Source organism: Stutzerimonas stutzeri (assembly GCF_024448985.1).
Taxonomy (GTDB): Bacteria; Pseudomonadota; Gammaproteobacteria; order Pseudomonadales; family Pseudomonadaceae; genus Stutzerimonas; species Stutzerimonas stutzeri_AP.
Genome location: NZ_JAMOII010000009.1, coordinates 37,276 through 50,510, shown reverse-complemented (window position 1 = coordinate 50,510; position 13,235 = coordinate 37,276). Strand labels below are relative to the sequence as shown.

At 60.8% G+C, this 13,235-nt stretch carries 10 protein-coding genes and 3 tRNA genes; 8 read left to right on the top strand and 5 right to left on the bottom strand.

What is annotated here, in order from left to right; translation table 11 throughout:
• Nucleotides 1–61 precede the first annotated feature (61 nt).
• A complete protein-coding gene (locus NA647_RS11950; protein WP_256057894.1) occupies nt 62–1,069 on the bottom strand; it encodes an outer membrane protein assembly factor BamD in 1,008 nt (335 codons plus the stop codon).
• Between the two features lie 275 nt (nt 1,070–1,344).
• Between NA647_RS11950 and rluD the strand changes: the two genes are divergently transcribed.
• From rluD to NA647_RS11920, 6 genes are all read left to right on the top strand, one after another.
• Nucleotides 1,345–2,319, top strand: coding sequence for a 23S rRNA pseudouridine(1911/1915/1917) synthase RluD (rluD, locus tag NA647_RS11945; protein WP_256057893.1), 975 nt, complete (start codon nt 1,345–1,347; stop codon nt 2,317–2,319).
• Nucleotides 2,316–3,053, top strand: a complete 738-nt coding sequence (pgeF, locus tag NA647_RS11940) for a peptidoglycan editing factor PgeF (RefSeq protein ID WP_256057892.1) — start codon at nt 2,316–2,318, stop codon at nt 3,051–3,053. Before rluD ends, pgeF begins: the two co-directional genes overlap by 4 nt.
• Before the next feature lie 192 nt (nt 3,054–3,245).
• Nucleotides 3,246–5,816 (top strand): ATP-dependent chaperone ClpB, encoded by a 2,571-nt coding sequence (gene clpB / locus NA647_RS11935; protein WP_256057891.1) that lies wholly within the window; start codon nt 3,246–3,248, stop codon nt 5,814–5,816.
• A 213-nt stretch (nt 5,817–6,029) separates the two neighbouring features.
• Nucleotides 6,030–6,105, top strand: a tRNA-Asn gene (locus tag NA647_RS11930).
• A gap of 9 nt (nt 6,106–6,114) precedes the next feature.
• A tRNA-Pro gene (locus NA647_RS11925) sits at nt 6,115–6,191 on the top strand.
• A gap of 5 nt (nt 6,192–6,196) precedes the next feature.
• Nucleotides 6,197–6,272 (top strand) — tRNA-Lys (locus NA647_RS11920).
• Nucleotides 6,273–6,573: 301 nt separating this feature from the next.
• On the opposite strand, the gene NA647_RS11915 is transcribed toward NA647_RS11920, so the two are convergent.
• From NA647_RS11915 to NA647_RS11905, 3 genes are all read right to left on the bottom strand, one after another.
• Nucleotides 6,574–7,869, bottom strand: a complete 1,296-nt coding sequence (locus tag NA647_RS11915) for an NAD(P)/FAD-dependent oxidoreductase (protein WP_256057890.1) — start codon at nt 7,867–7,869, stop codon at nt 6,574–6,576.
• Nucleotides 7,870–7,920: 51 nt separating this feature from the next.
• Nucleotides 7,921–8,094, bottom strand: a complete 174-nt coding sequence (locus tag NA647_RS11910; RefSeq protein ID WP_256048411.1) for a DUF3094 family protein — start codon at nt 8,092–8,094, stop codon at nt 7,921–7,923.
• Between the two features lie 160 nt (nt 8,095–8,254).
• A complete protein-coding gene (locus NA647_RS11905; RefSeq protein WP_256057889.1) occupies nt 8,255–10,537 on the bottom strand; it encodes a DUF1631 domain-containing protein in 2,283 nt (760 codons plus the stop codon).
• A 337-nt stretch (nt 10,538–10,874) separates the two neighbouring features.
• Between NA647_RS11905 and nadC the strand changes: the two genes are divergently transcribed.
• Nucleotides 10,875–11,723 carry a carboxylating nicotinate-nucleotide diphosphorylase gene (gene nadC, locus NA647_RS11900; RefSeq protein WP_256048409.1) on the top strand — a complete coding sequence of 283 codons (849 nt, stop codon included), beginning with the start codon at nt 10,875–10,877 and terminating at the stop codon, nt 11,721–11,723.
• 180 nt (nt 11,724–11,903) lie between these two features.
• Here nadC and NA647_RS11895 read toward each other — a convergent pair whose 3' ends face one another.
• Entirely contained in the window at nt 11,904–12,335 is a 432-nt protein-coding gene (locus tag NA647_RS11895) for a YhcB family protein (protein ID WP_181099948.1), read from the bottom strand.
• A 240-nt stretch (nt 12,336–12,575) separates the two neighbouring features.
• Between NA647_RS11895 and NA647_RS11890 the strand changes: the two genes are divergently transcribed.
• On the top strand, nt 12,576–13,205 hold the full coding sequence (locus tag NA647_RS11890) for an alpha/beta hydrolase (RefSeq protein WP_256057888.1): 630 nt from the start codon (nt 12,576–12,578) through the stop codon (nt 13,203–13,205).
• The last annotated feature ends 30 nt before the right edge of the window (nt 13,206–13,235 follow it).

Sequence of the window (13,235 nt, the reverse complement as noted above, 5' to 3'; positions counted from 1 at the left end):
GGATCTGCCCTCTGGCAGGTTCTGTGGTTTTGCACGTTGGTCGTCCTGGTGTCGGGCTGCCTTAGTCGAATAGGCCGAAGGTCAGATAACTCCACCAGGAGCGGCCTTCACCTTCTTGCTCGTTTTCCGCTTCGGCTTCTGCCTCCCGCAGGACGGGGCGCAGTTCGTCAGGCAGATCCTGTGCGGCGTTTTCGTACTGGCGTACGACGTCGCGGTTGGATTGCGAGCTGTCCGGAACCTTGTTTTCCGTTTCGATCAGGCCAAGCGTAGCGCGAGACAACCAGCCACGGTTGTCGGCTTCCTCCTCGCGCGGCACGAACTCGCCGTCTTCCAGGCTAGGATGCTGCGGGTAGTTGAGCTTCAGTGTTTCCAGGCTGGTGCCAGCGAGGTCGTCGAGCCCCAGGCGCTGGTAGGCTTCCGTCATGACGGCCAGGCCATCGCCGACAGCGGGCGTGCCCTGGAAGTTTTCCACCACGTAACGGCCGCGGTTGGCCGCAGCGACATAGGCCTGACGACGCAAGTAGTAGTCGGCGACATGGATTTCGTTGGCCGCCAGCAGGTTACGCAGATAGACCATGCGTGCCTTGGCATCTGGGGCGTAGCGGCTATTCGGGAAGCGTGTGGTCAGTTGTGCGAATTCGTTGAAGGAATCGCGTGCGGCTCCCGGATCACGCTTGGTCATGTCCAGCGGCAGAAAGCGTGCGAGCAGACCACGGTCCTGGTCGAACGAGGCCAGGCCCTTCAGGTAGTAGGCGTAATCGACGCTCGGATGCTGCGGGTGCAGCCGAATGAAGCGTTCAGCCGAGGAGCGCGCGGCTTCAGGCTCGGTGTTGCGATAGTAAGCGTAGATCAGTTCCAGCTGCGCCTGTTCGGCGAAGCGGCCGAAGGGATAGCGGGACTCAAGAGTCTTCAGTTTGTTAATGGCGCTGGTATAGCTCTTGTTGTCCAGGTCGGCCTGTGCCTGCCGGTACAGTTCCGCTTCGCCGAGGTTTTCGCTGATGGTTTCGTTCGATGAGCAGGCAGCGGTGAGGGCGAAAATGGCGATCAGCAGCAGGTGTTTCACTTGCATGGCGGCTTGCGTCCCTGTGACGGCTGGCTGTCTCGCGCTGAGCCGTCCTGTTATGATGAGCGCCCCGGCTGGCCGGGACAAAGACGCCGTATTTAAACACAAGCGTGTTGCCGAAACCAAAGGCTCCGCCTGCGCCGCTATCACAGGTCGGCCCTTCTTGTACGTCAGCCTGCTTTGGCATTGGCCCTGCGCGGCACCCGGTCGATAATCGCTCGTCAGGCTGGCCTAACTGCCGCACCCTTGCCTTTTCCCTCCTTTATGAAGCGCCCTTAATTATGTCCACGATCTCGACTCAGGCCATTCACCTTCGCGCCGAGGTGCCGTTCGACCTCGGCGGGCAGCGCCTCGATCAGGTCGCGGCTCAGCTTTTTTCGGAACATTCCCGTTCGCGCCTCGCGGCCTGGATCAAGGACGGGCGGCTGACGGTAGACGGCGCCGCGTTACGCCCCCGCGACACGGTGCATGCGGGCGCGGTTCTGGAGCTTTCCGCCGAGCAACAGGCTCAGGGCGAGTGGGTGGCGCAGGATATTCCCCTGGATATCGTCTTCGAGGACGAGCACATCCTGGTGCTGAACAAACCGTCTGGTCTGGTGGTGCATCCCGCGGCAGGGCATGCCGATGGCACGCTGCTCAATGCACTGCTGCACCATGTGCCGGATCTGATCAATGTGCCGCGCGCCGGCATAGTGCATCGTCTGGACAAGGACACGACGGGGCTGATGGTCGTGGCCAAGACGCTGCAGGCGCAGACGCGCCTGGTCGAGCAGCTGCAGGCGCGCAGCGTCAGCCGCATCTATGAAGCCATCGTCATTGGTGTGATCATCACCGGCGGTACTGTCGATGCGCCCATCGGCCGGCACGGCCAGCAGCGCCAACGCATGGCGGTGGTCGAAGGCGGCAAGCCTGCAGTCAGCCACTATCGAGTGCTGGAGCGCTTCCGCTCGCACACCCATGTCCGGGTCAAGCTGGAAACCGGCCGCACTCACCAGATTCGTGTACACATGACCCATCTCGGCTATCCGCTGGTGGGCGATCCTTTGTATAGCGGGCGCTTCCGTATTCCGCCGGCGGCGAACCCGACCATGGTGCAGACGCTGCGCGATTTCCCGCGACAGGCGCTGCACGCGCGGTTTCTCGAACTGGACCATCCGGTCAGTGGTGAGCGGCTGAAATGGGAATCGCCATTGCCGGATGATTTCGTCTGGTTGCTGACACTGCTGCAGCAGGATCGCGAGGCGTTCGTCGGGTGAACGGCTGGGCTGGCGACTGGATCTTCCCCGACTGGCCAGCCCCGCAGCACGTGCGGGCCTGTGTCACCACCCGCAACGGCGGGGCGAGTCAGGCGCCTTTCGACAGCTTCAACCTGGGTGATCACGTCGACGATAATCCAGCCGCTGTGGCTGCAAATCGGCAGTGCTTGCAGCAGCTGCTCGGTTGTCAGCCGGCCTGGATGAGTCAGGTGCATTCGAGCACTGTCGTCGAAGCTGATCCGAATGCCTGTCCCGTCGCTGATGCCAGCTGGACGGGCGCACAGGGTATCGCCAGCGCCGTACTGACCGCCGATTGCCTGCCTGTGTTGTTCTGCAACCTCAGCGGGACCCGGGTAGCGGCCGCGCATGCAGGCTGGCGCGGATTGGCCGGCGGCGTGCTGGAGGCGACCGTGGCGGCGATGGGCGGGTCAGATGCGAAGTTGATGGCCTGGCTCGGCCCGGCGATCGGACCTGCTGCATTCGAGGTCGGCGCCGAAGTGCGCGAGGCGTTCGTGTCGCAGCACGCCATCGCAGCCGAAGCGTTCGTACCCAGCCGCAACGCAGGACGCTACATGGCTGATATCTATCAGCTCGCCCGCATCCGGCTTGCTGCCTACGGTGTCACCAGGGTCTTCGGGGGAGGCTTTTGTACCGTGACTGACCCTCGCTTCTATTCATATCGTCGGGCTGCTCGTACCGGACGCTTCGCCAGCCTAGTCTGGATCGATGGCTAAAGAGCAGCAAGCTGGAGCTGCAACGGCGCGTCTGGCAACCCCATGCCGGCAGGTTACAGCCCCAGCCATGACATGCATCAGCCTCATCCGGCTTGAATCTCTCACAATCAGCCTCATCTAAGTTTCCATCTCGCAGGCTTTCGTTCGAGGTGCGATTGAGTGCGCCGGCCTGCCTTACTGAAAGGTGACTACATGCGTATCGATCGTTTGACCAGCAAGCTGCAGCTTGCCCTCTCCGATGCCCAATCCATCGCCGTCGGTCTTGATCACCCCTCCATCGAGCCGCTGCATTTGATGCAGGCGCTGCTCGATCAGCAGGGCGGTTCGATCAGGTCGCTGCTGATGCAGGTGGGGTTTGACATCAATGGCTTGCGCCAGGCCTTGACCAAAGAGCTGGATCAGCTGCCCAAACTACAGAACCCCACGGGTGACATGAACATGTCGCAGGATCTGGCACGTCTGCTCAACCAGGCCGACCGCTTGGCGCAGCAGAAGGGTGATCAGTACATTTCCAGCGAATTAGTGTTGCTCGCTGCGCTCGACAGCAACACCCGGCTGGGCAAGCTGCTGCTGGCCCAAGGCGTGAGCAAGAAAGCGCTGGAAAACGCTATCTCCAACCTGCGCGGTGGCGATGCGGTCAACGACCCCAATGTGGAGGAGTCGCGTCAGGCACTGGATAAATACACCGTCGACATGACCAGGCGCGCCGAAGACGGCAAGCTCGACCCGGTGATCGGCCGCGACGACGAGATTCGCCGAACCATCCAGGTGCTGCAGCGGCGCACCAAGAACAACCCGGTGCTCATCGGCGAGCCTGGTGTCGGCAAGACTGCCATCGTCGAGGGGCTGGCCCAGCGCATCGTCAACGGCGAGGTGCCCGACGGCCTCAAGGACAAGCGCTTGCTAGCGTTGGACATGGGCGCATTGATCGCTGGCGCCAAGTTCCGCGGCGAGTTCGAGGAGCGCCTCAAGGCCGTGCTCAATGAACTGTCCAAGCAGGAAGGTCGGGTCATTCTGTTTATCGACGAGCTGCACACCATGGTCGGTGCCGGCAAGGCCGAGGGCGCCATGGATGCCGGCAACATGCTCAAACCGGCACTGGCGCGTGGCGAGCTGCATTGCGTCGGTGCCACCACGCTGGATGAGTATCGCCAGTACATCGAGAAGGACGCGGCGCTGGAGCGGCGCTTTCAGCGCGTTCAGGTCGATGAGCCGAGCGAAGAAGACACCATCGCCATCCTGCGCGGCCTGAAGGAACGCTACGAGGTGCATCACGGCGTATCCATCACCGACGGCGCGATCATCGCCGCCGCGAAGCTCTCGCACCGCTACATTACCGATCGGCAGCTGCCGGACAAGGCCATCGATCTGATCGACGAGGCAGGTAGCCGCATTCGCATGGAAATCGACTCCAAGCCTGAGGAATTGGATCGCCTCGATCGACGCTTGATCCAGCTGAAGATCGAGCGCGAGGCACTGAAGAACGAAGACGACGAGGCGACCCGCAAGCGCCTGGCCAAGCTCGACGAGGAAATCGTCAAGCTGGAGCGCGAATACGCCGATCTGGAAGAAATCTGGAAATCGGAAAAAGCCGAGGTGCAGGGCTCCGCCCAGATGCATCAAAGGATCGAGCAGGCCAAGGCCGAACTCGAAGCCGCACGACGCAAGGGCGACCTGGCGCGTATGGCCGAACTGCAGTACGGCATCATTCCGGATCTGGAGCGCAGCTTGCAGATGGTCGACCAGCACGGCAAGGCGGAGAACCAGTTGCTGCGCAACAAGGTGACCGATGAAGAGATCGCCGAGGTCGTCTCGAAATGGACCGGCATTCCGGTCTCGAAAATGCTCGAAGGCGAGCGCGAGAAGCTGCTGAAGATGGAGGATTTGCTGCACCAGCGCGTGATCGGGCAGCACGAAGCGGTGGTTTCGGTGGCCAATGCGGTGCGCCGCTCGCGTGCCGGGCTGGCCGATCCGAATCGCCCCAGTGGCTCCTTCCTATTCCTCGGCCCGACCGGTGTGGGCAAGACCGAATTGTGCAAGGCGCTGGCCGAATTCCTCTTCGATACCGAGGAGGCGATGATCCGCATCGACATGTCCGAGTTCATGGAAAAGCATTCGGTGGCGCGGCTGATCGGTGCCCCGCCGGGCTATGTGGGGTACGAAGAGGGCGGTTACCTAACCGAGGCGGTCCGTCGCAAACCATACTCGGTGGTACTGCTGGATGAGGTCGAGAAGGCTCACCCGGACGTCTTCAACATTCTTCTGCAAGTGCTTGAGGATGGTCGTCTGACCGACAGCCACGGGCGTACGGTGGATTTCCGCAACACGGTAATCGTGATGACTTCGAATCTGGGATCGAGCCAGATCCAGGATCTGGTGGGTGACCCCGATGCGCAGCGGGCGGCGGTCATGGACGCGGTAAGCAGCCATTTCCGGCCGGAATTCATCAACCGCATCGATGAAGTGGTGGTGTTCGATCCTCTGGCGCGCGAGCAAATCGCGGGTATCGCTCAGATTCAGCTGGGCCGCTTGCGGCAGCGTCTGGCTGAGCGCGAGTTGAGCCTGGAGCTCAGCGACGAGGCGATGAGCAAGCTGGTCGCTGTTGGCTATGACCCGGTCTATGGGGCGCGGCCCCTGAAGCGCGCCATCCAGCGCTGGATCGAAAACCCACTCGCTCAGGACATCCTTTCTGGCGCATTCGAGCCGGGGACCAGCATAGCCGGCAAAGTGGAGGGCGATGAGATTCGCTTCGCCAAGGCTTGAGACCTGCGGCAGGGCCACCCAACCAAGGTGGCTCTGTCGATATTGCGGCAAGGCTTGGGTGTCGCTCGTCGCGAGTCGGCTGAGCTCGCAACGCGTTGTAGTAAATCGCATTTTTTCTGTTGACAGGCGCGTCGAGAACCGTAAAATGGCGCGCCTCTGAGGGGGGTTTGCAAAGCATCACAGCGAACCATCCGAAGAGCTGGAAATGATAGTTCCGCGATAGCTCAGTCGGTAGAGCAAATGACTGTTAATCATTGGGTCCCTGGTTCGAGTCCAGGTCGCGGAGCCAATTTCCAATCGGGGTATAGCGCAGTCCGGTAGCGCGCCTGCTTTGGGAGCAGGATGTCGGGAGTTCGAATCCCCCTACCCCGACCATTTTTGGGTCGTTAGCTCAGTTGGTAGAGCAGTTGGCTTTTAACCAATTGGTCGTAGGTTCGAATCCTACACGACCCACCAAATAGCGCCGAAGGCGCACGAGAGCCGGAAGAGCCGCGAGGGTCTTCCGGCTTTTTCTTGTGCGCGTTTATCGAAGGTCACTTGCAGGGGCGAGCTTGCTCGCGAACGTGCGACTCGCTATCCCACAACTCAAATCGCGGCCGTTATCGTTCTCTTGCGCATATATTGGCGAAGCACTGCGCGCAATCGCTAACCCGCACGCGGGTTTTCTATAGGGCGAGGCCCTGCTGCATCGGCAGTCGGGAAGTGGCGCCATGAGTCATGCTCGCGCCGAGCGGGAACAGACCCATGGGCATGAGCTTCAGTGCAGTTTCAGGCGCGGTACGGTACTGGTGCTGAGCTTGTCGCCGATCATCATCAGCGTGGTACGAGCCACTCCATACAGTGCGATCTGATGCATTCGGTATAACGAGACATAGAACATCCGCGCCAGCCAGCCCTCGAGCATGACGTTGCCCGTGAGATTGCCCATCAGATTGCCGACCGCAGAGAAGCTCGAGAGCGAAATCAGCGAGCCGTAATCACGGTAGCGGTAGCTCGGCAGGCTTTGGCCCTCCAAGCGGCGGGCGATGGATTTGGCGAGCAGCGAGGCCTGCTGGTGCGCGGCCTGCGCGCGCGGCGGTACGTTGCGGTCGCTGTCCTGCTGCGGGCATGCGGCGCAGTCGCCGAAGGCGAATATATTCTCGTCGCGGCTGGTTTGCAGGGTCGGCAACACTTGCAGCTGATTGATCCGGTTGGTTTCCAGGCCGTCGATTTCGTGCAGGAAGCTCGGCGCTCGGATACCGGCCGCCCAGACTTTCAGGGTCGCCGCTATAAAGTCGCCATTGTTGGTATGCAGACCTTCCTCGGTTACCTCGCTCACGGCAGCGTTGGTCAGCACGGTCACGCCCAGGTTCTGTAGCGTCTGATGTACAGGTTGGCTGATGCGCTCCGGCAGCGCCGGCAGAACCCTCGGGCCAGCCTCGATAAGCGTGATATGGACATTTTCCGGTTTGATGCCATCCAGGCCGTAGGCGGCGAGTTCGCGCGCGGCATGGTGGAGCTCGGCGGCGAGTTCTACCCCGGTAGCGCCCGCGCCGACGATCGCCATGTTGATCGTGCCGTGGCGGCCTTCGCTGGCGTGGGCGTGCATGTAGTGGCTGAGCAGGCGGCGGTGAAAGCGCTCAGCCTGCTCACGGGTGTCGAGGAAAATGCAGTGTTCGGCTGCGCCTTTGGTGCCGAAGTCATTGGTAGTGCTACCGACCGCGATCACCAGGGTGTCGTAGCTGAGCGTGCGAGCCGGTACCAGCACGGCGCCGTGTTCGTCGAGCGAGGCGGCAAGGTGTACGCATTTGCGCTCCCGCTCAAGACCGCTCATACGGCCGAGCTGGAACTCGAAATGGTTCCATTTGGCTTGTGCGACATAATTGAGCTCATCGGCGGACGAGTTCAGCGAGCCGGCAGCGACCTCATGCAGCAGTGGCTTCCAGATATGCGTCAGATTGGCGTCGATCAGGGTGATGCGCGCCTTGCGGCGCGTACCCAACGTTCTACCCAGGCGGGTGGCAAGCTCCAGGCCGCCGGCGCCGCCGCCGACGATTACGATACGGTGTGTCATGGGATGGACTCATAAGGCTTTGCGGAATTCGGTCGCTCATCTGGGCGATACTCATGACACCAGGCGGCTGAGGAGGCGGCTCAATAAGCCCAGGCCGATGACCGTGACGAGTATCAGCGCAAGGAGCAGCCAGGGCCGAAAGGGGCGGCGCTCGACTTGGTGCTGTGGCGCGCTGAGGTATTGGTCAACGCGTTTTTGGTCGTCGGGGTTCAGGCGGCTGGGCATACGCACCTCGAAGGATATGCGGGCATTCTAGCGGCGCGACGGCAAATGCCAAGCGCGGCGACAAATGAGGGCGGGTATCGAAGCGGGACGGAGGCTGTGTGATGCAGCTGCGGACAACGAAAGGAGGGCATGCAGGCCTCAGCCGACACGCCGGTTGCACTTAGCGCCCGCTGCTCTTCAGGCTGCGAAGGTTTCCGATCACCGATTCCAGTGCGCGATCGAAAAGCAGGGCATCGTTGAGTAGGCGGATTGCGCCGCGACGGAACTCTGTGGCGAGCCCCATGCGAGTCTTTTCCAGAACCTTCATGCCGGTGCGGTTGACGAAGATATATTTGCCGGTGGGCTTGATCACCGCGGCCAGCTTGCAACGTAGCTTGTGGTCCTCGTCTTCCTGAAATTCGACCCAGCTACCGACCCGTAGATTATCAACCTGTATCAGCGCTTCATCATTGTCCGCCAGGTTTATCTCGGGTTCCTTTTCCCGGCTTTCACCAGGCGCTAACAGCACGATCTCCTCGCTGACCTCGACCATCGCCGTGGTGGGGGCTTCGGCGGGGTATTCATCGCGCGGCGGCAGCTCCAGCTTCGGTTCGGTGATGATCTCACCGTGCGCGAGCGGGGCACTATTTGAAGTAGGCTGGTTGAGCTGCTGCAGGGTCTGGACATGCAGCGCTTCAAGCTGGGTGAAGAAATCGCTGGTGGAGAAGGGGTCGAATGCTGCGCTGACCAGGCCTTCACGAAGATTCTTCAGTAGGCTCGGAACCAGCTCGAGCAGCCTTTCCCGGGACGTTGGATCCTCATGAGGCGTAACGCTCCAGATCAGGTCGTCCATCGTCGCCAAGGCGTCCCGCCATTGCTTGGATTGAGTGCCGTTTTTCAGGCAGGTCAACAACAGAACCTTGCTCCATGCTTCCTGCAGCAGCCGGACCACTACCTCAGGGAGGGTTCTGCCAAGCAGGCGTTCGTTGAGGGCGTGTTCTACTTCCTGGCGGGCCATTTCGGCCTTGGCGCGTCCTTCTTCGGCGTCTCGCGTGCGCTGCTCAAGCAGCTCGCTGCGACGGCGCTCGTCTCCTGTAAAAGCGAGGAAGTCGGCAAGCAATTCGGAGAAAATGGCAGGATCGTCGACGAAGTCATTCAGCAGGCGAGCCACGATCTGCTCGATCTTCTGATACAGGCTGTCGCGCTGCGCTTCATCCTGGTCGACCCAGCCCATGGCGGCCGAGGCGATCTCGTTGAGCAGACGGCGGGCAGGGTGACTACCGCGACTGAAGAAAGTCTTGTCCAGAACGGCGACTTTAAGAACCGGGATCTGCAATCGGCCGATCAGCGCCTTGAGCGAGTCGGGCAGGGTGCGGTCGTCGAGGATGAACTCGAACAGCATCGACACAAGATTGATGACGTCTTCGTCGACCTCTCCGACCACGCGAGATTTGCCGCTCCTGGCGCTGACGCGTTGCAAGAGCTGCTCGAGCTGGCCCTGCAGGTCGTATTCCTCGATCTGTTGGGGGGCGCGAGACTGGAGATGCGAAAGCAGTCGCATCAAATCATTGCTGGAAATCGGAATGGCATCGCTAGGCAGGTTGCGTGCGGGCAGTGCGCTTCCGCGCAGTTCCGAAAGCAGCGTCTGGAGTGCGCCAAACGCTTCGTGAGCGCTGTCATCTGAATGCGTGGGCGAATGATTGAAGCCTGAGCCCAGTGATCGTTGTGTGCTGCCTTCCTGTGCGTTCGGGCGGCTGGACGAGCGGCGCGGCGGGCTGGACTGCAGTTCCGGTAGAACGCCCGCTGCGATCAGGGTCTGGTTCGATTCGGCGTAAAGTTGTTCGAGGTCCGTCAGCACGTAACGCTCGAACAATTTGAGAATGATCAGCTTGACCTTGATCTCGACGCCCAGGTTGCGGCAGGCCTCAAGAAAGTATTCGCATAGCTGCTGTGGGCCAAGCGGGTTGCTCTTGTCGTCCAGCTTCCTGCTGACCAGAACATTCATGCGTGTGGTGAGGTGGCTGAGCGGCTGGGTGGCGCGGCTCATTACCTTGGCGACCATGGTGTCGATCGCAACCGACTCTTCCAGTTCGTCGTTCTGCACCAGCGCCAGGCTTTCGAATGACGATTCCTGCGGCGCGGGTTTTCCGATTTCGTACTGGTTGAGCTTGGAGAAGGATTCGAAAACCTGTTGCAGAAAGCTGCGCTCGATACCGCGGCGCTTCATCCGCAGATCGCGCATGGCTTCGAAGAACGCGTTCTGTTCGGCATTGCTGGTGGCGCGGTCTGCGATTTCGAAGAGCGAGTCGTCGGCGTTGTCGAACAGCGTTTGCAATGCCAGACGCAGCTGCTGAGCTGCTTTGTCGCGGACGCTAATGAGCGCGACGGGCAACCTGCCTGTCGGTGAGGTCTGCTTTTGCTCAGGGGCGGCCTTCAGGTGCACCACTTTCGCATCAGTTCGCATCGAGACTCTCCGGTCGCCTGCTGATGCAAGCGCTCAACAACCCGTAGCATGCCGCTGTTAATGGGCAGGGGCAACGATTTGTCAGTCATGGCCAATGGCCGCCATTTTGGTGGCGCCAATTAACGGAGACATTACATGCATCTTATTTATTAGCCTAGCGCGGTTTTGCCTTAGACATGATGCGGCTCACAGATACTTCCCGAAATTCCTACAGACGGTCGGAAAGGCATTAGCCCTGGCGCGACTACTCAGTGAGCATTCTGCTAGCAAGCGGCTCTATGCTGCGTCATGAAGGGGCGGCGCCGTATACTCTCGCCGAATTCAATGGGAGCCCGTCGTGACCAATATCACTCTTGCGGACCTTTCCGCCGAAATCGAAACCAATGTGCGTAAAGCGCTGACAGAAGATGTCGGTACCGGTGACATCACGGCTCAACTGATCCCTGCCGAACGGCTCGCGTATGCCTCGGTCATCACGCGTGAGGCAGCGGTAATCAGTGGCACGGCCTGGGTCGACGCGGTGTTTCGACAGCTGGACCCACGGGTGGCGGTTCATTGGCATGTGGCCGATGGCGAGCAGGTCGCGGCCGATCAGGTCCTTTTTCATCTTGAGGGGCCTGCGCGCGCTTTGCTCAGTGGCGAGCGTGCGGCGCTGAATTTTCTTCAGACGCTCTCCGGCGTCGCGACGCGCTGTCGGCATTACGCGGATCTGGTCGAGGGCACCGGGGTCCGTCTGCTCGATACGCGTAAAACTCTTCCGGGCCTGCGCCTGGCCCAGAAATATGCGGTGACGTGCGGCGGCTGCCATAACCACCGAATCGGCCTGTACGACGCGTTCCTGATCAAGGAAAACCATATCGCCGCCTGTGGTGGAATCGTCGAAGCCGTTGCTGCGGCCCATCGCATCGCGCCAGGCAAGCCGGTAGAGGTGGAGGTCGAGAATCTTGACGAGCTGGAGCAGGCGCTGCGCGCAGGCGCCGATATCGTGATGCTCGACGAGTTGAGCCTGGCTGACATGAGAGCTGCGGTAGGCATCGCGGCGGGGCGGGCAAAGCTGGAGGCATCGGGTGGCATCGATGACGAGACGCTACGTGCGATTGCTGAAACCGGTGTGGACTATATTTCGATCGGTGCACTGACCAAGCATGTGCGGGCAATTGATCTGTCGATGCGTCTGAAGCAGTAGCAGGCCGTTGAGAAACTACCTGCGTTGGCAATACGGCGTTAAAAACAGCCTCAGAATGCTCATTTAGAACACCTAAACTCCGCTTCTTCGGCTGTTTTTGCCTTGTCTTGCCTGCCTCGCCTACGTTTTCAACGACCTGCTAGCGTGAGGGAGCGGCACGCGAGACGTGCCGCCTTAGAGTCAATGCCGGCTTTTCAGGCCGAAGTTTTCGTTCAGCGTGCCGGGCGTGTCGCCGTCTTTAGGCGCGTAGTCCTTCGGCGGCTCGGTAAATGCCGGTGAGCTCAGGCGCTCCCGGTGGCTATGGCTTTCCTCGCTATGCAACGCGGCGAGCAGACGCTGACGGGTTTGTTCGTCGAGCGCGAGTTTGTCGGCGCCTTCGGATAGATGATTCTGCATGTCCTGGTAGCTGTTGGTCAGCTTGCGCAGCAGGCTGGCAGTCGTATTGAAATGCGTGACCACTTCGCTCTGATAGGTATCGAGGCGCTCCTGCAATTCATCCACCTGACGCTGCGTGCTATTCGGTGCGCTGTTGCGCGCGATCAGATATCCAATGACGATGCCGGCAATCACGCCAACGATCGGGAGCAACCAGGTCGCGAGGGTCTGTTCCACGAGTACTTCCTCTATATAAACGGCTGTGCTGTTCGGCAGCGAAAACGGTGTGATGGTGAGATGCCGGACGCAGCAGACATCCGGTGCTCTGCACCGCCCTATCAACTGCTGTGCGGTGGTTTTCCCACGGCCTGATACGTTAACGTCTCGTACCTGCGCTGTATACCGCGACGCGATGCGGCGATCGCGTCGCAGGTACAAGCAAGACGAGTCGACTCGCCCCAACGTCACGGAGTTACTTTGTTGAAACGTGAAAACCCCATTTCCATCGACGGTCCGGCCGGTGTGCTGGAAGGCCTGTATTTCGATCAAGCCGATGCTCGCGGGCTGGCGCTGATCTGTCATCCCAACCCGGTAAAGGGCGGGACCATGCTCAACAAGGTGGTTTCGACGCTGCAGCGCACCGCGCGCGATGCCGGCTACGTCACGCTGCGCTTTAACTTTCGTGGCGTTGGCGGCAGCGCCGGCAGCCATGACATGAATGCCGGTGAAGTGGATGACGCCGAAGCTGCCCTGCTCTGGCTTCGTGATCAGCATCCCGAGTTGCCATTGACCCTGCTGGGCTTCTCGTTCGGTGGTTTCGTAGCGGCCACGCTGGCCGGCCGACTCGAAGGCCGTGGCGAGTCGCTGGAGCGGTTATTCATGGTCGCGCCCGCGGTTTCGCGACTGGCCGATCAGCCGCTGGCCGAGCGCTGTGAGTTAGTGGTTATCCAGCCAGACGATGACGAAGTCATCGATCCGGCTTCGGTGCACGCGTTCTCGGCTGAGCTCCAGCGCCCCCACGAGCTGCTGAAAGTGGCAGAATGCGGCCACTTTTTCCACGGCAAGCTGGTCGAGCTGAAAGAGCTGGTAGCGCCCCGGCTGGCCTAGTGCTCCGCTGCGTGACCGCCTTCAAATGGC

Coding starts and splice junctions, on each gene's coding strand:
- NA647_RS11950 (WP_256057894.1), bottom strand. CDS start 1,069: ATGCAAGTGAAACACCTGCTGCTGATCGCCATTTTCGCCCTCACCGCT.
- rluD (WP_256057893.1), top strand. CDS start 1,345: ATGTCCACGATCTCGACTCAGGCCATTCACCTTCGCGCCGAGGTGCCG.
- clpB (WP_256057891.1), top strand. CDS start 3,246: ATGCGTATCGATCGTTTGACCAGCAAGCTGCAGCTTGCCCTCTCCGAT.
- NA647_RS11915 (WP_256057890.1), bottom strand. CDS start 7,869: ATGACACACCGTATCGTAATCGTCGGCGGCGGCGCCGGCGGCCTGGAG.
- NA647_RS11910 (WP_256048411.1), bottom strand. CDS start 8,094: ATGCCCAGCCGCCTGAACCCCGACGACCAAAAACGCGTTGACCAATAC.
- NA647_RS11905 (WP_256057889.1), bottom strand. CDS start 10,537: ATGCGAACTGATGCGAAAGTGGTGCACCTGAAGGCCGCCCCTGAGCAA.